Consider the following 20640-nt stretch of genomic DNA (forward strand, 5'->3'; position numbering starts at 1 on the left):
CCAGGTGTTTACGTAGCTTTACGCTCCCGCACACAACTTTTGACGCTCGGCGCCTAAACTTTTTGTAAGGCTGGCGCGTTATGCGAGCAGCAAGGAGTTTCCACCTCATGATGAACAAGTTTGTTGCCCTCACCGTGATCACCGCATCGGCCAGCGCCGCGGTGCCTGCGTTCGCCCAGCAGGAGCAGGGACGTGTGCTGGCGGCCACGCCGGTGATCCAGCAGGTCGCGATTCCGCAGCAGGTCTGCGGCAGCGACTACGTCTATTCGCGTCGCCAGCCCACGGGCGGCGGCGCGCTGCTCGGTGCCATCGTCGGCGGCCTGGCGGGTAGCGCCATCGGTGGCGGCTCGGGCCGCGCCGCAGCCACCGCCATTGGCGCAATGGGCGGCTCCATCGTCGGCAATCAGGTCGAGGCCGGCCCTCCGGGCTACTACCCGGTTCAGCGCTGCGGCACGCAGACCTACTACGAAAATCGCACGGTCGGCTATGACGTGACCTACGAATATGCGGGCCGCCGCTACACCACGCGCACGGACTACGCCCCGGTCAATGGATTCCGCTGTCGGTCCAACCGGCCTCTCAGGGCGGATACGGTGCCTATGACCCTTATGGTCGCCCCTACGCGCAGCAGCCCTACGACCAGTACCCGCAGCAACCGCAGCAACCGCAGCAGCCCCAAGGCTACTACGGAGACAACCGCTATGACGAGCCACAGGGCGCTGCCTACGACAATCGCTACTACGACAACGGTGGATACCAGAACAACGGCTACCAGGGCGGCAGCAGCTATCCGCAGCCCGGCACCGTGGTCTCGAGCCCGAGCGGCACCTACAGCGCGCCCGTCACCGATGGAAATATCGAATACCGCAACTCGCGCAACGAGCCCTATCGTCCCTGACGCCACCCTCCTCGTTCTACACGGCAAAGGAGCTCCAGCAGCTCCTTTTTCTTTGCCTCCGTGCTTTGGCACATGCCGCGCGAACCCGGAGCCTCGTCGAGGAGCCTAGAATCGAGGGCTTGACCGATTCCCTCCTCCAACGAATTTCAGCGCACCTCCATGACCACCCAAAAGATTGACGGCGTTTCCATTACGACCAAGGCCAATGTGTACTTCGACGGCAAATGCGTGAGCCACGGTTTCACCTACCCCGACGGTACGAAGAAGTCCGTGGGCGTCGTGCTGCCGGCCGAACTCACCTTCGGCACGGCCGCCGCAGAAATCATGGAATGCGTGGGCGGCTCGTGCGAATACCGCCTCGACGGCACGGACCAGTGGCTGAAGTCCGGCCCCGGCGAGAAGTTCAGCGTGCCGGCCAACTCCAGCTTCGACATCCGGGTGACCGAGGCATACCACTACATCTGCCACTACGCCTGATCGCCGCCAAAGCTGCCAAAGCTGCCAGACACTGCAATCGCGAGCGTCGTCGCCCAACCTCCTACGGATCATTCTCTCCATGGCAAACATTCTGCAAAACCTTCCCGTCGGCCAAAAGGTCGGCATCGCTTTCTCCGGCGGCTTGGACACGTCCGCCGCGTTGCGCTGGATGAAGAACAAGGGCGCCGTGCCCTATGCCTACACCGCCAACCTGGGCCAGCCCGATGAAGCCGACTACGACGCGATCCCGCGCAAGGCGATGGAATACGGTGCCGAGAAAGCGCGCCTGATCGACTGCCGCACGCAACTCGCTAACGAAGGCATCGCCGCCATCCAGGCCGGCGCGTTCCACATCTCCACCGGCGGCGTCACCTATTTCAACACCACGCCGCTGGGCCGCGCCGTGACCGGCACCATGCTGGTGGCCGCGATGAAGCAGGACGACGTCAACATCTGGGGTGACGGCTCGACCTTCAAGGGCAACGACATCGAGCGCTTCTATCGCTACGGCCTGCTCACCAATCCGTCGCTCAAGATCTACAAGCCCTGGCTGGATCAACAGTTCATCGACGAGCTTGGCGGTCGCGCCGAAATGTCGGCCTTCATGACCAAGGAAGGTTTCGGCTACAAGATGTCGGCGGAAAAGGCCTATTCGACCGATTCCAACATGCTCGGCGCCACCCACGAGGCCAAGGATCTGGAGTTCCTGAACAGCGGCATCCGCATCGTCAACCCGATCATGGGCGTGGCTTTCTGGAAGCCCGAGGTCGAAGTCAAGGCCGAAGAGGTTTCTGTCACCTTTGAAGAAGGGCGTCCGGTCGCGCTCAACGGTAAGCGCATCGAAGACCCGGTCGCGCTGTTTCTGGAAGCCAACACCATCGGTGGCCGCCACGGCCTCGGCATGAGTGACCAGATCGAAAACCGCATCATCGAAGCCAAGAGCCGCGGCATCTACGAAGCGCCCGGCATGGCGCTGCTGCACGCGGCCTATGAGCGCCTCGTGACCGGCATCCACAATGAAGACACAATCGAGCAGTACCGCATCAACGGACTGAAGCTCGGTCGCCTGCTGTACCAGGGCCGCTGGTTTGACCCGCAGGCCATCATGCTGCGCGAATCCGCACAGCGCTGGATCGCGCGTGCCGTCACCGGCACCGTGACGCTCGAACTGCGCCGTGGCAATGACTATTCGCTGCTCAACACCGAGTCGCCCAACCTGACCTACGCGCCGGAGCGCCTGTCGATGGAAAAGGTGGAAGATGCGCCGTTCAGCCAGGCAGACCGCATTGGCCAACTCACCATGCGCAACCTCGACATCGTGGACACGCGCGACAAGCTGCGCGTGTATGCCGAGGCCGGTCTGCTGTCGCTTGGCGGCGGCGCGGCACTCGCGGAACTCAACGACGGCAGCAAGAAGTAATTCCAGGGCCTGTTTCAAGCTACATTTTTTGAATCAGGCCCTGGTTCCGGCAACGCTTTTAGCCCTTCGCCACGTATTGACATACCTAAGCCCAGGATTGTCGCCCTCACGCACAATTCACGGGTTGCAGAGTCACCAATCGAAAAATCGGTTTCATTGATTCGACCTTCGTGGGCCCTTGACGCGATCCGCTCAACGGCCCGTTGTTTTGCTACCGGCCCACGCACACTCCGCACGCGTGAGCCAAGTCACCAAGGACCTTCATGCTTCGCAGAAATGCTTTGCTCGCCACCGCAGCCGTCTCCATTGCCATGGGTGCTCCCATCCTGGCGCAAGCCAAGGACGCCTGGCCCGTCAAGACGATCACTCTGGTGCAGCCCTACTCTCCCGGCGGCACCAGCGACATGCTGGCGCGCATCATCGCTGTGGAACTGGAAAAGCGCATCGACGCCAACGTCATCGTGGACAGCAAGGCCGGCGCCAATGGCAACATTGCTACGGCCTTCGTGAGCCGTGCCAAGCCCGATGGCGGCACCTTCCTCGTGGGATCGAGCAGCCCGGTGGTGATTTCGCCCACGCTGTACAAGAGCGTTCCCTACGATCCGCGCAAGGATCTGACGCCCATCACCACGCTCGCCAAGGCACCGTTCCTGCTGGTGACCAGCGCCAAGTCGGGTATCAACTCGATGGACGACCTGATGAAGGAAATCAAGGCCGACAAGGTGAATTTCGGCTCCGCCGGTGCAGGCTCGCCGCAGCACATGATCGTGGAAATGTTCCAGATGCAGGCCAAGGTGAAGTCGCCGCACATCCCCTACAAGGGCTCGGCTCCGCTGGTCCTGGCGGTGATGTCCAACGAGGTGCAGTACGCCATCGACAATCCGGTGCCGCTCAAGCCGCAGATCGATGCCGGCAAGATCAGGGCATTGGCCATCACCAGCAAGAATCCTTCGCCCAAGTTTCCGGGCGTCAAGAGCCTGCATGAACTCGGCTTCACCAACTTCGACGTGGAACCCTGGTACGGCATGATCGGCTCCAAGGGCATGCCCAAGGAACTGGCCGAGCGCATGAACGGCTATGTGCAGGAAATCCTCAAGCAGGACAACGTCAAGCAGAAGATTTCCGAACTGGGCGCAGAAGCCTACGGCATGAGCACGGCGGACTTCGCCAAGCTCATCGACTCCGACATCAAGAAGTGGGGCGAGGCCGTCAAGGCTTCCGGCGCAACCGCCGACTGAACGCCGATCACTCCGGCAACCCCATTTGCCACTCAAATGTGACCAAAGGCCCGCGCCACCCTTGGCGGCGGGTCTTTTGGTTTCCAGATTCATGGCGGTTGCAACCGCGTCCAAGACCATACCGTGAGCGCGGGGCGCTACAGTAGCGGCACTCTCATTCAGAAATGTCAGGAATATTCGTGAAGCATCGCATCCCTACCGTTCTCGCTGCAGCACTTCTGGCCGCCAGCGCCGCCTCCAGCGTTTTCGCGGCAGATGACAGCAGCAGCGCCAACAAGCCCGCAGCCGCAGCCGCAACCGCCGCGCCATCCGGCCCGAGCGAAGCCGTGCAAAAGGCGCTCGACAAGCGCGCCAAGGCCATCGTCGATGCATTCGAAGGCGTGGGCTCGGCGCTGACCGCCGACATGTTCTCGGCCGAATTCAACAAGCAGGCCACGCCCGAGCAGGTCCAGCAAGCCATGAAGCAACTGCGCACCGCCGTCGGTTCATGCAAGCTCGCAGGCCGCATCAACAGCCCGGCTCCCGACGGCTCGGCCTATCTGCTCGACTGCCAGAAGGCCTTCGTGCCGATTGAAATCGGTGTCGAGGAAAAGGCTCCGAACAAGATCCAGAGCCTGCTGTTCCGCGCATCGTTCTGGCGTCTCGGCGCTGCCGCGCAGTAATCAGACGACGACCGGCTCCGGCTCCAGCCGGATGCCAAAGCGCTCGTATACGCTGGTCTGTATCGCCCGGGCCAGCGTCATCACCTCGCCGCCCGTCACGCTGTCCTCGCCATGGCCGCGATTGACCAGCACCAGCGCCTGTTTCTCGTAGACCCCGGCCTTCCCAATGGTCTTGCCCTTCCAGCCGCAGGCATCGATCAGCCAGCCCGCAGCGAGCTTGATCGTGCCGTCGGGCATGGGGTAATGAACGATGCGGGGTTCGCGCGCGATGATGTCGGTGCACTGGTACTCGGTGACCGTCGGATTCTTGAAGAAGCTCCCCGCGTTGCCGATCACGGCCGGATCGGGCAACTTGGCGCTACGGATTTCGCAGACCCAGTCAAAGATCTGCTGCGCCGTCGGTTCGGTGACGCCGGTCTCGGCAATCTTGCGCTCGATGTCCGCGTAGCCGAGATCGGGCGTCCACAGCTTGGGCAGGCGAAAGCGCACATGCGTGATCACCGCCCGGCCTGCGAGGCCCATGCCGCGCGGCAGGTCGCTGTATTCGCCCGCTGCCGAGGGCGCATGCTTGAAGATCGAATCGCGGTAGCTGAACGCGCACTGGGCCGCATTCAGCGAAAAGGGCTTGTCGGTCGCCAGATCGACCGCATCAAGCGAATCAAACCGGTCTTGCAGCTCGACCCCGTAGGCGCCGATGTTCTGCACGGGCGCAGCGCCGACCGTGCCGGGGATCAGCGCCAGGTTTTCCAAGCCGGGATAGCCCTGCGCGATGGTCCAGGCCACGGCTTCGTGCCAGACCTCGCCTGCGCCGGCCTCGACGATCCAGGCCCTGTCGGTCTCCTCGACCAGCCTGAGCCCCTTGATTTCCATTTTGAGCACCACCGGCTTCACGTCGCCGGTGATCACGATATTGCTGCCCCCGCCCAGCACGAACACCGGTTGCCCGGCCAGCGCCGGATCGGCGAGCAGGTCGTGCACATCCTGAACCGAGCGCACGCGCACGAGCGTATGCGCCTTGGCGACAATGCCAAAGGTGTTGTATTGCTGGAGAGGAACGTTGTTCTCGACTAACATCGACCCAATTGTCGCACCCGGGCGAAAACGTCATCGGGTTTGTATGTAGATTCCGAGAGTAAAGCCATGCCTTCTTTTGATACCGTCCTCGAAGCCAATTTCGTCGAAGTGAAAAACGCCATCGAAAACACCGCCAAGGAAATCGGCACGCGTTTCGATTTCAAGGGCACATCCGCCGGAGTCGAACTCAAGGACATGGAAATCACCATGTTCGGTGATGCCGAATTCCAGCTCCAGCAGGTCGAGGACATCCTGCGCAACAAGCTCACCAAGCGCAACGTGGACGTGCGCTTTCTCGATGTCGGCAAGGCGCAGAAGATCGGCGGCGACAAGCTCAAGCAGGTCGTCAAGGTGCGCAACGGCATCGACGCCGAGAACGCCAAGAAGATCCAGAAGGCCCTCAAGGAAAGCAAGCTCAAGCTGCAGGCCGCGATTCAGGAAGAAAAGGTGCGCGTGACCGGTGCCAAGCGCGATGACCTGCAGGCCGCGATGGCGCTGATCCGCAAGGACATCGCCGATCTGCCGCTGTCGTTTGACAACTTCCGCGACTGATTTCCCCACCTCCGCCCGCTCATGCGCCTGACCACACTCGCCCGCGCCGCGATCCCCGCCCTGCTGCTGGCGCTGGCGTGCGCACACGCGCAGGCGCAACAGGCGGCGCTGGTCGGAATTCTGGGCAACAAGGCGCTGCTCGTGATCGACGGAAGATCGCCGCGCACGCTTGGCACGGGTGAATCCGTGTCTGGCATCAAGGTGGTATCGGTCGGCGGCGACAACGCGGTCGTCGAGTCCGAAGGCACGCGCCACACGCTGCGCCTTGGAGATACGCCCGTGCATGTCAGCGCTCAGGGCGCAGGTGGTCGGCAGCGCCTCGTTCTGCGAGCCGACGCGCGCGGCCATTTCGTGAACGCGGGCTTCATCAACGGCAAGACCGTGCAGTACATGATCGATACCGGAGCGACGCTGGTCGCGCTCAGTCAATCGGACGCCCAGCGCATCGGCCTGAGCATGAAGGACGCGCAGCCCGTGATGATCGGCACCGGCAATGGCAACGTCCAGGCGCAGCGGGTACGCCTGGAGAGCGTGCGCGCCGGTGATATCGAATTGCGCAATGTGGACGCCGTCGTGCTGCCACAGCCCATGCCCTACATCCTGCTGGGTAACAGTTTTCTGAACGCATTCCAGATGACGCGCACCCACGACGAGATGGTGCTGGAGAAGCGGTAGTCTCCAAAACTTGGTAGCACTGCTTATATCGCGCTCGCCGAAGCGATGCGAGAATGGATCGAATTCACCGCCCGGTCCTGCCGGGACGCTGAGCCGGGGTTTGATCACAAAAAAGAAGCGTCGAATGAGTGCAACTGCCGCAAACAATGGGGATTCGGCGTCGGCCAACGAGTACGAAGCCCTGCTGGCTCAATGGGGAGACATGCAGGCGGCACTGGCATTCCTGCTGCACCATCCCGAGAAGACGGCGGATTTTCCCGCCAAGGTGCGCCAATGCGATCAGTGGCTACAGGAGCTGGTGGCGCAGGATCTCGACGCGTCGCTGTATCTGGTCTTTCAGCTCGCATCGTCCAACGGCACCAGCTACAGCGCCTCGCATGCGCTGGTCTGCGCGGCGCTGTGCCACATTCTTTCGCGGGAGTTCGCCCTTCCCCGCAACGAACGCGACAGCCTGGTGCGCGCCGCCTTCACCATGAACATCGCCATGACCCAGCTCCAGGACGAGCTGGCCGAGCGCTCCGAACCCATCACCGCCCAGCATCAGGAAGCGATCAATCGCCACGCCGAGCGCGGCATGGAGCTGCTCGAACATGCGGGTGTGGAAGACGGTCTCTGGCTGGGCTCGGTGGCCCAGCACCACACGCCCAGGCGTGATCGCGCGAAGGAGCCGCTCAAGAACCTCACTCCCGAGGAGCGCCTGACCCATCTGCTGGCATCGGTGGATCGTTTCACGGCCTTCATCAGCCCGCGCAAGTCGCGCGCTGGGAGAACGCCGACCGAGTCGATGCGCGCGCTGCTCGGCAAGAACGTGTCGCGAAGCGATGAGGCGGGATTTGTCCTCGTGCGCACCATCGGCCTGTGCCCGCCCGGAACCTACGTGAAGCTCGACAACGGCGATACCGCCATCGTGCTGCGGCGTGGCGAATCCACGAGCTTCCCGGTCGTCGCAAGCCTGCTCGATCCGGCGGGCGAATCGTATCCGGAGCCCGAACTGCACTACACGATTCACGGCAAGCGCCGCGTGATCACCGCCCTGCCCTTCAGCGCCGTCAACATGGGGACCAACCACTACACCATGGTACGAATGGGCCTGATGGCAGCGGGAAAGCACCTGCGTCCCTCGCGCTGAGGCCATGCGCAGCGAAGAAACGCTCAGGAGCCCTTTTTGCTTGCGCCGATCTTCGACTCCTTGCCCGCCAGCAGGCGGCCAATGTTTTCGCGGTGGCGGTAGATGAGCAGGCCCGACATGATCGCGATGGCCACACCGATGCGCGCATCCATCACCCACGCCTGACCGCCGCCCAGCACGTAGAAGAACGGCGCGAACACCGCCGCCACCAGGGATGCCAGCGAAGAGTAGCGAAAGAACACCGCGATGATCAGCCAGGTGGCGAGCGTTGCAAGCCCAAGCCAGCCGCTGATGCCAAGCAGCACGCCAGCGGCCGTTGCCACGCCCTTGCCGCCCTTGAACTTGAAGAACACCGGCCAGAGATGCCCGAGAAAAGCCGCCAGCGCAACGGCCGCAACCGTGCCCTCTTCGAGTCCGTATTGCGGGCCGAACCAGCGCACCAGCACCACCGGCAACCAGCCCTTGACGGCATCGAGCAGCAGCGTCAGCACCGCCGCAGGCTTGCTGCCCGAGCGCAGCACGTTGGTCGCGCCGGGGTTCTTGCTGCCATAGGTGCGAGGATCGTTGAGCCCCATCACGCGGCTGACGATGACCGCAAACGACAGCGAGCCGACGAGATAGGCCGCGATGGTGACGATGATGGAAAGTACGGTGGCGCTCACGGGGTCCTGTCGGCTGAAGTTGGAATGAGTTCTGAATTGACCAGACCGCTATTCTGCCAGCGCGCACCGCACCGTCCGCGCATTCAGCAGCTCGACGCAGACCCCGGGATCGAGTTGCACGAGAAAACCGCGCCGTCCCCGTTGATGGCGATGCGTGGCAGGGCCAGAATGCTTTCCTCGATGTACACCGGCATGGTTTTCTTCGTGCCGAACGGCGAGGTGCCGCCCACGAGATAGCCACTGTGCCGGTTGGCCACCTCGGGTTTGCAGGGCTCGATGCTCTTGGCCCCAATCTGTCTGGCCAGATTCTTGGTGGACACCTTGCGGTCGCCGTGCATCAGCACGATCAGCGGCCTGGCGTCCTGGTCCTGCATCACCAGCGTCTTGACGACGTGATGTTCGTCGATGCCAAGGCACCTGGCACTCTGCTCGGTGCCGCCATGCTCGACGTACTCGTAGGGATGCTCGGTGAATTCCACGCGGTGGGCGCGCAGCAATTGCGTGGCCGGAGTCTCGCTGACGTGTGCAGTCTTGTCTTTCTTGCTCATGGCTGTTTCTATTTCAGGCCTTCACGAATCCACGGCCTTGCGCATGGTGGATCTACGCCCTTGCTTGCCATGGGCGTGACCTTCAAAGCGCTTTGCGCGACGGGAATCAGATGCATGGGTTGCACTGTTTTTTTTGCGGCTGTCTTTGCGCGGAAATCATAGACGACGAAATCTCGGCGAGACCCGTGCCTGCTCATAATGCGCAGCATGTACACCGAACAACGCCCTGCCCGCCAGCTCTCGATGTCCGTGCGCAACATGCGCTACCAGCTCCGCGTCTGGGGCGACCCGCAAGCGCGCGAGCCCGCTCTGCCGCCGCTTTTCCTCGTGCATGGCTGGATGGACGTGGGAGCGTCCTACCAATTCGTGGTCGATGCGTTCAGCAGCGCCTTTGCCGAAGGGCGTTTGATCATCGCTCCCGACTGGCGCGGTTTCGGGCATTCGATGCCCGCGTTCGCGCAGGATCACTACGTGTTCGCCGACTATCTGGCCGACCTCGATCACCTCATCGACGATTTCTCGCCGAACGCGCCGGTCGATCTCGTCGGTCACAGCATGGGCGGCAACGTGAGCATGATGTACGCGGGCGCAAGGCCTGAACGCATTCGCCGACTCGTCAATCTGGAAGGCTTTGGCCTTGCCCGAGTCGCCCCGAACAGGCACCCGCACGCTACGCCAAATGGATGGACGAACTGCGCGAATACGAGCGCGGCGCCATGGACCTCAAGTCCTACGAAAGCCGGGATGCCGTGGCGCAGCGCCTCATGAAGACCAACCCGCGCATCAGCGCCGACAAGGCACGGTGGCTTGCGCAGCACTGGGCCGCGCCGGATGCCGATGGCCGTTGGCACGTTCTTGGCGCGGCGGCGCACAAGATCGTCACCCCAATGCTGTTCAGGGCCGACGAAATGCTGGCGCTGTATGAGGCCATCACCGCGCCGGTGCTATCGATCGAGGCCGAGGAAAATCACATCGAAAAATGGTCGGGCGGCAAATACTCGCTTGCCCAATTCCACGAGCGTCTTGGCCATGTGCGCAACGCCCGATCCGCGCAGGTGATAAATGCCGGACACATGCTGCACCATGATCAGCCCGAAGCCGTCGCGCAGTTGATCGAGGAATTTCTTCGCTGAAGAGCGCAGCTCCATTCCGCCCCGGCCTGCATTGCCGGTCGCGCCGCAGGTCCTAAACCTGCGCGGCGAAGCACGGTTTCCATCCATGAGAAAATGCCGGGTTGACCACAAAGTACAGAACACAAGGAATACGAAAATGGACGCAGAACGCATCAACCTGATTGGCACCACCCTCGAAGACCTGTCCGTGCGGACGCAAGAGCTTCGGAGGTATCTTTGACTACGATGCAAAATTTGAACGCCTGCGCACGGTAAACGCATCGCTCGAAGACCCCAACGTCTGGAACGATCCCAAGAAGGCTCAGGAACTCGGCAAGGAAAAGAAGTCGCTCGACTCCGTCGTGCTGACGCTGGAAAAGCTCACCGGCGAACTGGCCGACAACACCGAGCTGTACGAGATGAGCAAGGACGAAGGCGACGAGGCCGGCCTTGAGACCATCGAGGGCGAGGCCGCCAAGCTCCAGCCGCTTATCGAGGAACTCGAATTCCGCCGCATGTTCAGCCAGGAAGCCGATCCGCTGAACTGCTTTGTCGACATCCAGGCGGGCGCAGGCGGCACCGAGGCCTGCGACTGGGCGAGCATGCTGTTGCGCCAATACCTCAAATATGCGGAACGCAAGGGTTTCAAGGCGAGCATCGAAGAAGAAACACCGGGCGACGTCGCGGGCATCAAGAGCGCCACGATCAAGATCGAGGGCGAATACGCCTATGGCCTGCTGCGCACCGAAACCGGCGTGCACCGCCTCGTGCGCAAGTCGCCGTTCGATTCCTCGGGGGCCGCCATACCTCGTTCGCGTCGCTGTTCGTCTACCCCGAAATTGACGACTCCATCGAGATCAACATCAATCCGGCCGACGTGCGCACGGACACTTACCGCGCGTCCGGCGCGGGTGGTCAGCACATCAACAAGACCGACTCGGCGGTTCGCCTGACGCACATCCCGACGGGCATCGTCGTGCAATGTCAGGACGGCCGCAGCCAGCACAGCAACCGCGACGTGGCCTGGCAACGTCTGCGCTCGCGACTGTACGACTACGAAATGCGCAAGCGCATGGAAGAGCAGCAAAAGCTCGAAGACACCAAGACCGACGTCGGTTGGGGTCATCAGATTCGCTCCTACGTGCTCGACAACAGCCGCATCAAGGACCTGCGCACCAACGTCGAAGTCTCGGCCACGCAAAAGGTGCTCGATGGCGATCTCGACGTGTTCATCGAGGCCTCGCTCAAGCAAGGCGTCTGATCCGCGCAGGATCTCTGTCGCCCGGGCCGCTAGCTCTCGCTGCCTGGAAATGAAGCCAGTCCCACCCGCGTGGACTGGCTTTCTTTTTGCCGGACCTTCGGCGTGAAACCGGGACACGGCAAATAGGTATGATCCTCTTTTCCAAATGGGAGTGAGGATTCACCAATGCGATTCGACAGTATTTTTTCCGCACGCATCATCGGCCTGTGCAGCGCGGCCACCATGGCTCTGGCGCTGGCCGCCTGTGGTGACAAGGAGCCGACGGCTCCTGCCCCTGCCCCCGCGCCCGCCCCGGCAGCGCCTGCGCCGAGCGCCCAGACCGCTGCGCCCGCATCCGCGCCAGCCACAGCGCCAGTGCCCACTCCGGACGATTCAGCCGCCAAGGCCTCGGCCAAGCTCAACGCCTACATCAATTGCTACAACGGCAGCTACGCGCGCGCCCATCAGGCCATGAACCGCTACCAACAGTGGGTCAAGGACATGAACACCGGCCCACCGGCAAGGAACGCATCATCTACGGCACCTACACGGTGAGCAACAAGGCGATCGAGGATTGCCGCGAACCCGTGCTCAGCGCCGCTGATGCGCAGCCCGCCATGCCCGAACTCGATCAGGCGGCGAAGAATTACTCCGCCGCGCTCGACGCATGGGGCAAGACGCTGGTGGAGGCCAACACCTACTACGAACGCGAGAACTTCAAGGACGACGCCATGGCCAAGGGAAAGGCCATGCACGGCGACATCGTGAAGCACTATGCGGCCTTCGACAGCGCCAATCAGCAGTTCAGCAACGCGCTTGAGACCGAGAACGACAAGCGTCAGCTCAAGCAACTCGCCGAGATCGAGAAGACCGAGGGTCGCAAATACACCTACTGGCAGGGCATGACGATGTTCACCGCCAAGAAGGCCGTGAACTCGCTCAGCGAGGACAAGGTGGATCTGGCCAAGGCCGAAGCCGACGTCAAGGCGTTCGAAGAGACGGCCGATGCGCTCAACGCCTATGCCAAGACGCCCGACGCCAAGATGCCGATGATGTACAGCATGATGGAGAGCGACATTGAGCGCTACCGCGTGGCGGCCAAGAAGCGCCTGCGCGCCGCGCGCGACAATTCGCAAGGCGATTCGCCACAGGGCGAAGGTTCGCGTCCGTATCTGGTCGAGCGCTACAACGCGCTGGTACAGACCAGCAATCGCCAGTGAAGCCTTGAGCTGGTCCCCTGAGAGCCCATCACCCGGCTCTCAGGGCTGGCCGATACCGTTCAAGCATCTGCGGACAGCGGTTGAAAGACACTGGCTCCATCCGCGCGGGCCGACGATTCGCGTCGGCTCACCCCCTCCCAAACACCCTGCTTGCCGTTGCGTGCCCTTCAAAGAGGCACAATGCAGGTTTGTGCCTGTGAAACCTGCTGCTCCTGAACCCCGCTTTTTGCCGCTGGTTCGATTGCCGAAGGGCAGCAAGTCCTGTGCACTTGGATCGGTCAGTCAGTCAATCAATCACGAATTTGGCATGCATTGCGTAGCTGCGTCGAACGAGCAGACGCCGTGCGCGAGGCGTGCCCCAATCAATACGGAGTAACTCCAATGATGTCAGACATCAGCGATGCCCGCCCAACGGCCGCAGCAATCCGCCGAGAGGACTACGCCGCCCGGCGTTCTGGATCGACACCGTGGATCTCAGCTTCGATCTCGACCCGGCCAAGACGCGCGTGCTCAACAAGATGCGCATTCGCCGCAACATGGACGTGCCAGCCGGGCCGCTGCGTCTTGACGGCGCAGACCTGAACCTCGCCCGCGTGATGGTCAACGGCGGCGGCACCTCGTTCAAGATGGAAGGCTCGCAACTCGTGCTGGAGAACCTGCCCGAAGGCGACGCGCCCATCGATCTGGAAATCTTCACCACCTGCTGCCCCGCCAAGAACACGCAGCTCTCGGGCCTGTACGTGAGTAACGACACGTTCTTCACGCAGTGCGAGGCCGAGGGCTTTCGCCGCATCACCTATTTCCTCGACCGTCCCGACGTGATGGCGATGTACACCGTCACGCTGCGCGCAAGCAAGTCGCAGTATCCGGTGCTGCTGTCCAACGGCAACCTGGTCGACAGCGGTGACCTCGAAGATGGCCGCCACTTTGCGAAGTGGGTCGATCCGCACAGGAAGCCCAGCTACCTGTTCGCACTCGTCGCGGGCAAGCTCGTCGCGCGCGAGCAGCAGATCAGGAGCCGCGCGGGCAACAACCACCTGCTTCAGGTCTACGTGCGTCCCGGCGACCTCGAAAAGACCGAACATGCGATGAACTCGCTGATGGCGTCCATCGCCTGGGACGAGGCCCGCTTCGGTCTCTCGCTCGATCTCGACCGCTTCATGATCGTCGCCACCAGCGACTTCAACATGGGTGCGATGGAGAACAAGGGCCTGAACATCTTCAACACCAAATACGTGCTGGCGAGCCAGGCCACGGCCACCGACGTGGACTACGCGAACATCGAATCGGTGGTCGGCCACGAGTATTTCCACAACTGGACCGGCGACCGCGTCACCTGCCGCGACTGGTTCCAGCTCTCGCTCAAGGAAGGTCTGACCGTCTTCCGCGACCAGGAATTCAGCATGGACATGGCGGGCGCTGCATCGGCGCGGGCCGTCAAGCGCATCGAAGACGTGCGCGTGCTGCGCACCGTGCAGTTCCCCGAAGATGCAGGCCCGATGGCCCACCCGGTGCGGCCCGACAGCTATGTGGAAATCAACAATTTCTACACCGTCACCATCTACGAAAAAGGCTCGGAGGTCGTGCGCATGCAGCACAACCTGGTGGGCCGCGACGGTTTCGCCGAAGGCATGAAGCTGTACTTCGAGCGCCACGACGGCCACGCCGTGACCTGCGACGATTTCGTGCAGGCAATTGCCGATGCGAATCCGCAAAGCCCGCTCGCGCAGAATCTCGATCAGTTCAAGCGCTGGTACAGCCAGGCCGGCACACCGCGCGTGCACGCATCGGGCGTCTATGACGCCGACGCGCGCACCTACACGCTGACGCTCTCGCAGAGCTGCCCCGCCACGCCGGGCCAGCCGGTCAAGCAAGCTTTCGTCATCCCCGTGACGCTCGGTCTGCTCGGTGCCGATGGAAGCGCCCTCGCGCTGCAACAGCAAGGCGACGCCGAAGCCAGCGGCAACGAAGGCACCGTCGTGCTCACCGAGCCGAGCATGACGATCACCTTCGTGAACGTGCCATCGCAGCCCGTGCCGTCGCTGCTGCGCGGCTTCAGCGCCCCGGTGATTCTCGAATGCGAGTTCAGCGATGCCGATCTGCTGAACCTGCTGGCACACGACACCGACGCATTCAATCGCTGGGAGGCCGGTCAACGCCTTGGCATGCGCATTGCGCTCGCGGCCATCGCCAATCCTTCGCTCACCACCAACGCAGACGGCGAGATCGAGCAAGCCATCCTGCCCGAAAACTTCGTGCAGGCCATGCGCGAGGTGCTGCGCAATCCATCGCTCGATGCGGCCTTCAAGGACCTGGTGCTCACGCTGCCGTCCGAGAGCTACATCGCCGAACACCTCGACGACGTCGATCCGCAGCGCATCCACGCCGTGCGCGAGGCCATGCGCGCTGAGCTCGCGAGCAGCCTGCACGCCGACTGGATCTGGGCCTATGAGGAGCACCAGACACCCGGCGCCTACAGCCCCGACGCCCTGTCCGCAGGCCGCCGTTCGCTGGCCGGTCACGCGCTCAACATGCTCTGCCTTGCCGCGCGCAAATCCGCAGACACGCTCTGGCCCGGCAAGACCTATCAGCGTTTCAAGGATGCGGGCAACATGACCGACCGCTTCAACGCCCTCGCGGCCCTGGTCAACAGCGGCCACGAACTCGCCAAGCCCGCGCTCGAGAGGTTCCACGCACTCTTCAAGGACGAGGACCTGGTCGTAGACAAGTGGTTTGCCCTGCAGGCCGGCACCAGCGACCGCAACGGCGACATCCTGCCCGCAGTGCATGCACTGATGAAGCAGCCCGATTTCCAGATCAAGAACCCCAACCGCGCGCGCAGCGTCATCTTCAGCTACTGCAATGCCAACCCGGGCGCGTTCCATCGTGCCGACGGCGCGGGCTACGCCTACTGGGCCGACCGCGTGCTTGAACTCGACGCATTCAACGCCCAGGTCGCCTCGCGCCTGGCGCGTGCCATGGACCGCTGGCGCAAGCTCGCCGAACCCTACCGCTCGCAGGCACGGGCAGCCATCGAACGCGTGGCCGCCAAGCCGGACCTGAGCAGCGACGTGCGCGAAGTCATCACGCGCGCATTGGCCGATTGAGCACACGGCAGCACGCACGTCGGTCGCCCACGATTTTGTATTCAGGAGAATTCAGCACATGACACAACGCACCAGCCTCACGCGCTATCTGGTCGAACAGCAGCGCGTTGACGGCCTCATTCCGCCACAACTGCGCCTGCTGCTCGAAGTGGTCGCCCGCGCTTGCAAACGCATCAGCTTCGCCGTCAACAAGGGCGAACTCGGCGACGTGATGGGCACCGCAGGCACGGAAAACGTGCAGGGCGAGGTCCAGAAGAAACTCGACATCATCGCCAACGAAACCCTCATCGAAGCCAACGAATGGGCGGCCACCTCGCGGCCATGGCGTCGGAAGAAATGGAAGGCATCTACGTGGTGCCCAACCGCTATCCCCAGGGCGAATACCTGCTGCTGTTCGACCCGCTCGACGGCTCTTCCAACATCGACGTGAACGTCAGCATCGGCACCATCTTCAGCGTCCTGAAAAAGCCCGATGGCCACCCCGGCGTGCACGACAACGATTTTCTGCAACCCGGCACGCAACAGGTCGCAGCCGGCTACTGCATCTACGGCCCACAGACCACGCTGGTGCTGACTGTGGGCGACGGCGTCGCCATGTTCACGCTCGACCGCGAACAAGGCTCCTTCGTACTGGTGCGCGACAACATCCGCATCCCCGACGACACCAGGGAATTCGCGATCAACATGAGCAACATGCGCCACTGGGACACCCCGGTCAAGCGCTACATCGACGAATGCCTGGCCGGCAAGGACGGCCCGCGCGGCAAGGATTTCAACATGCGCTGGATCGCCAGCATGGTCGCCGACGTGCACCGCATCCTCATGCGCGGCGGCATCTTCATGTACCCCTGGGACAAGCGCGAACCCCACAAACCCGGCAAGCTGCGCCTGATGTACGAAGCCAACCCCATGGGCTGGCTCGTCGAACAGGCAGGCGGCCTCGCCACCAACGGCAAGGAACGCATTCTGGACATCCAGCCCACACAACTGCACGAACGCGTCAGCGTGATCCTCGGCTCCAGAAACGAGGTCGAACGCGTGACCAGCTACCACACGGAAAAATAAGCACCCAGGTTTCCGGTATATAATCTTGGTCTTCGCCGGTGTAGCTCAGTCGGTAGAGCAGCTCATTCGTAATGAGAAGGTCGCGTGTTCGATTCATGTCTCCGGCACCAAATTAGCCTGTATTCATGCGGGTCTCAGAGAAAAGTGGGGAGAAATTGCTGGGGCAATTTCTCCCTTTTTCATTTTTCAGTTCGCGCTTCGAATATCTCAACCGTCGCGAGTTTGAGCAACGCCGACGCCTCGTTGATCGTACTCGCAGCCACTGATCGACGTCTTCCAGCTCGATTGGAAGGAGCCAACCAGATTGGCAATCCTGAAGCAGTTAGGACCTAGATGGGAGAGCAGGCCCGAATGGATCTAGCTTGAATTCCTGATGCTTCACGACCAGCAAGATGATATGAAGTACCCAGCACACTTTGAGGCCGCGCCCGAAGGTGGCTACACCGTGACGGTCCGTCCGGGATATTCCTGAAACCATTGCACCAAGCGACACCATCGAGGAGGCGTGCCAGATGGCGGCGGATGGCGCTGGCCGGAAAAAACGGCCCATCTATCGACTGTAGTCCGTTGGCGTCGGTCATGATTGGGCGCCAGGATTGCCTTTTATGCACATGAACTTCCATGGAAATCAGGTGGATGTCCGACCTCAACCTATTCAATGTCTACCTCCAGCGCTGGGGCGCAAAGGCCGCTGGTAAGCCATTTGCCACTCCTACCAGCGATCTTCTGCCTGTGAGCCTCACCGGGAATTTGGAAGGCCTCCCGGCGATGATCAAAATTACACGAGACCTTGATGAACGCATCGGCGGGCAGGTGTTGCAATGGTGGGGTGGCAATGGTGCGGCGCGCGTATATGCATACGACCCAGATTCAGGAGCGCTACTGATGGAGCGTGCAACGGGCTCCAAGCATCTGCTGCGCATGGCTTTAGAAGGGGAGGATGATGCAGCGACCACCTGTATCTGCCGCACCCTCCACCGACTGCATTCAAACAGATCCTCGGACCCACCTAAAGAGTTGCTGCCTCTGAAGGATTTTTTTAGATCGCTAGCACCTATGGCCCAGCGGGAAGGCGGCCTTATGGCCGAATGCGCAATGGTGGCAAATGAGCTACTGCTTGATCAGCGCGAGCGGGTCGTCCTGCACGGAGATGCGCACCATAGCAATATCCTCGATTTCGATCAGCGTGGATGGCTCGTAATAGATCCCAAACGCGTCACTGGTGAGCGTTACTACGACTACGTTAATTTGCTGTGCAATCCTGACTTGAAAACTTGCACCGATCCAGTGCGCTTTGCTCGGCAGTTGGCGGTAGTTATCGATGTTGCAGGGCTAGAGCGTAAGCGTTTGCTCAGATGGGTTATGGCCCATGCGGCCTTGTCTGCCGCTTGGTTTTTGGAGGACGGATTGCGCACCCACGCAAACAGGGAATTGGCCGTTGCGCATCTCGCTCGACAGGCATTAGCTTGAGGAGTTGCTCAATTGAGCCGCAAGAGATATTCGTGGAAGTGAACTGCCCTTGGTCAGGTAGACGAACTCAGCCTATGCTGCTCGACCTAAAATTCCGCCATCATAAAAATCAAAAGCCGCGCTTTCTGTATCTAGTCTTTTTTTCGATCCAAAAGACACCGCCCGGCCTGTATATCATCCGCCGTCTGAGGAACGCAGAACCCAAAAACAGCGAAGCTGTCAGACATATCCAGTTTCTCATCCGGGATTGCAAAAAGATTTTGTTTGAATTTCATGCTCAACACTCCCTTCTCATCGACCTCCATATCTTCAGCCTTATAGTATTTATATGCTGAAGTCGTGTTTGGCCCGCATGACTGAAAACCCATGGAAGTAAATTTTGATCCCTTTGGTTTCAAATTGCCGGTGTACTCGCACCAGGATTTTTCATCTCCGTTTTTCATATAAAATCGATCACCATCGACCTTCATCTGAAATTCCATTGATTCAGAAAAATCGACAGCGTTTTTCAGATTGAACGCGGTAATTTTGAAATTATTATTCAATCTACTGCGATGATCGTCGTAAACATATTTTGTGATGGCCTGAGGATCTTCGCCGGGAAGGTATACAACACCAGAAACATCAGTATCAAAGTCGATCCTGATTCTCCCAACAATTTTGTCTAATTGCCCCGTCCGTTGTTTCCCACCCAAAACAGTTCCACCTTTATACTCATTGAGATTGGTTTCCAGTGTTTTACCGTCCATGACTTTTCCGGAGCCAAGATAAAAGTTCGAAGTCCCGTCAGCGCGGTATCCGTAGTACGAAATCACCATCACATCGCCATTTTGTCGTTCGATCTGAAGACCCCGCCCCGGCTCGCCAGGTTTTTCGCCAGAAAAGCTCCATAGACCTGATTGGGGCACTGCCGCCATTGACGGCAGGGAAACCTGACATATGGAAGCAGCAATTGCGATTCGGAGAATATTTTTCATAGATAGGCCTGACCGATGCATATGAGGAAAATAGCTGTGGTGGTATCGGAATACGATCTTGACTATACGACAGCCACGAGCCGGCCAATGCTCCATGACGGGCGGCGACGACTGCTACGAGAGCGTGCTGGCCGGGTCGCCGCTGGAAAATGAAAACGCCCGATGCGGTGCACCGGGCGTCTGTGTTGGCTGTTTCCTCGCGAACAGGTTCGCGCGTGAAATTTTTATTCAACGTTCGAAAACGACTCTCTTTCCACTGCCGAAGACATTGGCGCTGATACTCAATTCAATCGTGTCGGGCAACTGACCGTCGGTGCCGGACTCGTCATGATCAAGTCTCCAATTTCACTGTTGGTTTTGGCCGGGCGGTCGGCCATCCAGCACAGGCGATTTGCCTCGGGAAGCCAATACACCCACTGCGTTTTCGCTCCGTTAAGGGCCGTGGTATTGAAGCGATAGATGGGCACGCCTTGATACGTGAATGAGGTCCACAAGGTATTCGTCCAACTCAAGGGCTCGCCCACTACAGCGCCCTCGCCACTGCAATTGCCATTGTCGTAAACGCGTACTCCGTCGTACTGCACCATGGTGTTGCCATTCACCACATAGCGCCTATTGGCTTGTCCTGTCCCTTGTCCGTTGGGACCAGGATTGCAGGTTCCTCTGACCACCCAGTTGCCCGCAAATTTTGCCAACCCGTCGGCGGGCACGGGGCCCGGGCCGGGATCAGGATTCGGGGTCACGGATGTCACACACTGGACCTGAATATTGGTCACATCGGCGCTGGCAGTGCCTTCGCCATTGACGGTTTTGCAAGTTTGACCTTCAGGCTGCTTGGACACCGTCACGACGTATTTTGCGCCGCGATCCACGACCTTGTTAAAGGCGAATTTTCCATTTTCCTGTGCCCTGAGATCGTCGCTACCATTGTTTTGAAGAACGACGGCCTTGCCCACGCTCAGTCCCGTAACCGTTCCGCCAATGACGAATCCCAAGCTCGGGTCCGGTGGATTTGGATTGCCGTCGTCGTCATCATCATCTCCACCACACGCTACGAGTGATGCCGCAACAAGACTCATGCAAGCAATTTTTATATATCTCGAATCCAACATGA

General features: G+C 60.8%; 14 protein-coding genes, 1 tRNA gene and 6 pseudogenes. 16 read left to right on the forward strand and 5 right to left on the reverse strand.

Annotation, left to right across the window (positions count from 1 at the left end):
* The first annotated feature begins 107 nt into the window (after positions 1-107).
* From H9K75_RS25405 to H9K75_RS04280, 5 genes are all read left to right on the forward strand, one after another.
* A complete protein-coding gene (locus H9K75_RS25405) occupies positions 108-1007 on the forward strand; it encodes a glycine zipper 2TM domain-containing protein (RefSeq protein WP_404826408.1) in 900 nt (299 codons plus the stop codon).
* Positions 1008-1057: 50 nt separating this feature from the next.
* A complete protein-coding gene (ppnP, locus tag H9K75_RS04265) occupies positions 1058-1375 on the forward strand; it encodes a pyrimidine/purine nucleoside phosphorylase (RefSeq protein ID WP_187724884.1) in 318 nt (105 codons plus the stop codon).
* Positions 1376-1454: 79 nt separating this feature from the next.
* Positions 1455-2795 (forward strand): argininosuccinate synthase, encoded by a 1341-nt coding sequence (argG, locus tag H9K75_RS04270; RefSeq protein WP_187724885.1) that lies wholly within the window; start codon positions 1455-1457, stop codon positions 2793-2795.
* A gap of 263 nt (positions 2796-3058) precedes the next feature.
* The gene (locus H9K75_RS04275; protein ID WP_187724886.1) at positions 3059-4033 is read left to right on the forward strand and encodes a Bug family tripartite tricarboxylate transporter substrate binding protein; all 975 of its coding nucleotides are present in this window, start codon (positions 3059-3061) and stop codon (positions 4031-4033) included.
* 179 nt (positions 4034-4212) lie between these two features.
* Positions 4213-4695 (forward strand): hypothetical protein, encoded by a 483-nt coding sequence (locus tag H9K75_RS04280; RefSeq protein ID WP_187724887.1) that lies wholly within the window; start codon positions 4213-4215, stop codon positions 4693-4695.
* On the opposite strand, the gene murB is transcribed toward H9K75_RS04280, so the two are convergent.
* Positions 4696-5769, reverse strand: coding sequence for a UDP-N-acetylmuramate dehydrogenase (gene murB, locus H9K75_RS04285; protein ID WP_187724888.1), 1074 nt, complete (start codon positions 5767-5769; stop codon positions 4696-4698).
* 66 nt (positions 5770-5835) lie between these two features.
* On the opposite strand from murB, the gene H9K75_RS04290 reads away from it, so the two are divergent.
* The 3 genes from H9K75_RS04290 to H9K75_RS04300 all read left to right on the forward strand — a co-directional run bounded on the left by H9K75_RS04290 (position 5836) and on the right by H9K75_RS04300 (position 8125).
* Positions 5836-6321, forward strand: coding sequence for a YajQ family cyclic di-GMP-binding protein (locus H9K75_RS04290; RefSeq protein WP_187724889.1), 486 nt, complete (start codon positions 5836-5838; stop codon positions 6319-6321).
* Between the two features lie 21 nt (positions 6322-6342).
* Complete coding sequence (locus H9K75_RS04295; protein ID WP_187724890.1) at positions 6343-6996, forward strand: retropepsin-like aspartic protease family protein; 654 nt, start codon at positions 6343-6345, stop codon at positions 6994-6996.
* A 124-nt stretch (positions 6997-7120) separates the two neighbouring features.
* Complete coding sequence (locus H9K75_RS04300; protein ID WP_187724891.1) at positions 7121-8125, forward strand: HD-GYP domain-containing protein; 1005 nt, start codon at positions 7121-7123, stop codon at positions 8123-8125.
* A gap of 23 nt (positions 8126-8148) precedes the next feature.
* Here H9K75_RS04300 and plsY read toward each other — a convergent pair whose 3' ends face one another.
* Both plsY and ybaK read right to left on the reverse strand, forming a co-directional pair.
* Entirely contained in the window at positions 8149-8787 is a 639-nt protein-coding gene (plsY, locus tag H9K75_RS04305) for a glycerol-3-phosphate 1-O-acyltransferase PlsY (protein ID WP_187724892.1), read from the reverse strand.
* 48 nt (positions 8788-8835) lie between these two features.
* Positions 8836-9335 (reverse strand): annotated as a pseudogene (gene ybaK / locus H9K75_RS04310) (Cys-tRNA(Pro) deacylase).
* Positions 9336-9542: 207 nt separating this feature from the next.
* On the opposite strand from ybaK, the pseudogene H9K75_RS04315 reads away from it, so the two are divergent.
* The 7 genes and pseudogenes from H9K75_RS04315 (at position 9543) to H9K75_RS04345 (ending at position 18549) form a co-directional block, all read left to right on the forward strand.
* Positions 9543-10468: pseudogene (locus tag H9K75_RS04315) on the forward strand (alpha/beta fold hydrolase).
* A gap of 136 nt (positions 10469-10604) precedes the next feature.
* A pseudogene (gene prfB / locus H9K75_RS04320) lies at positions 10605-11708 on the forward strand (peptide chain release factor 2).
* Positions 11709-11930: 222 nt separating this feature from the next.
* Positions 11931-12907: pseudogene (locus H9K75_RS04325) on the forward strand (YiiG family protein).
* A 384-nt stretch (positions 12908-13291) separates the two neighbouring features.
* A pseudogene (gene pepN, locus H9K75_RS04330) lies at positions 13292-16014 on the forward strand (aminopeptidase N).
* Positions 16015-16072: 58 nt separating this feature from the next.
* Positions 16073-17079, forward strand: a pseudogene (locus H9K75_RS04335) (class 1 fructose-bisphosphatase).
* A gap of 34 nt (positions 17080-17113) precedes the next feature.
* A tRNA-Thr gene (locus H9K75_RS04340) sits at positions 17114-17189 on the forward strand.
* Positions 17190-17715: 526 nt separating this feature from the next.
* The gene (locus H9K75_RS04345; RefSeq protein ID WP_187724893.1) at positions 17716-18549 is read left to right on the forward strand and encodes an aminoglycoside phosphotransferase family protein; all 834 of its coding nucleotides are present in this window, start codon (positions 17716-17718) and stop codon (positions 18547-18549) included.
* 131 nt (positions 18550-18680) lie between these two features.
* Here H9K75_RS04345 and H9K75_RS04350 read toward each other — a convergent pair whose 3' ends face one another.
* Entirely contained in the window at positions 18681-19526 is an 846-nt protein-coding gene (locus tag H9K75_RS04350) for a hypothetical protein (protein WP_187724894.1), read from the reverse strand.
* Positions 19527-19620: 94 nt separating this feature from the next.
* Here H9K75_RS04350 and H9K75_RS04355 point away from each other — a divergent pair, with 94 nt between their 5' ends.
* Positions 19621-19833, forward strand: coding sequence for a hypothetical protein (locus tag H9K75_RS04355; RefSeq protein ID WP_187724895.1), 213 nt, complete (start codon positions 19621-19623; stop codon positions 19831-19833).
* Here the strand turns inward: H9K75_RS04355 and H9K75_RS04360 are convergent.
* Entirely contained in the window at positions 19808-20638 is an 831-nt protein-coding gene (locus tag H9K75_RS04360; RefSeq protein WP_187724896.1) for a DUF4369 domain-containing protein, read from the reverse strand. The two genes, H9K75_RS04355 and H9K75_RS04360, sit on opposite strands and share 26 nt — an antisense overlap.
* Positions 20639-20640: the final 2 nt, after the last annotated feature.

Origin of the sequence: Diaphorobacter aerolatus, assembly GCF_014489535.1 — a bacterium.
GTDB lineage: Bacteria > Pseudomonadota > Gammaproteobacteria > Burkholderiales > Burkholderiaceae_C > Diaphorobacter_A > Diaphorobacter_A aerolatus.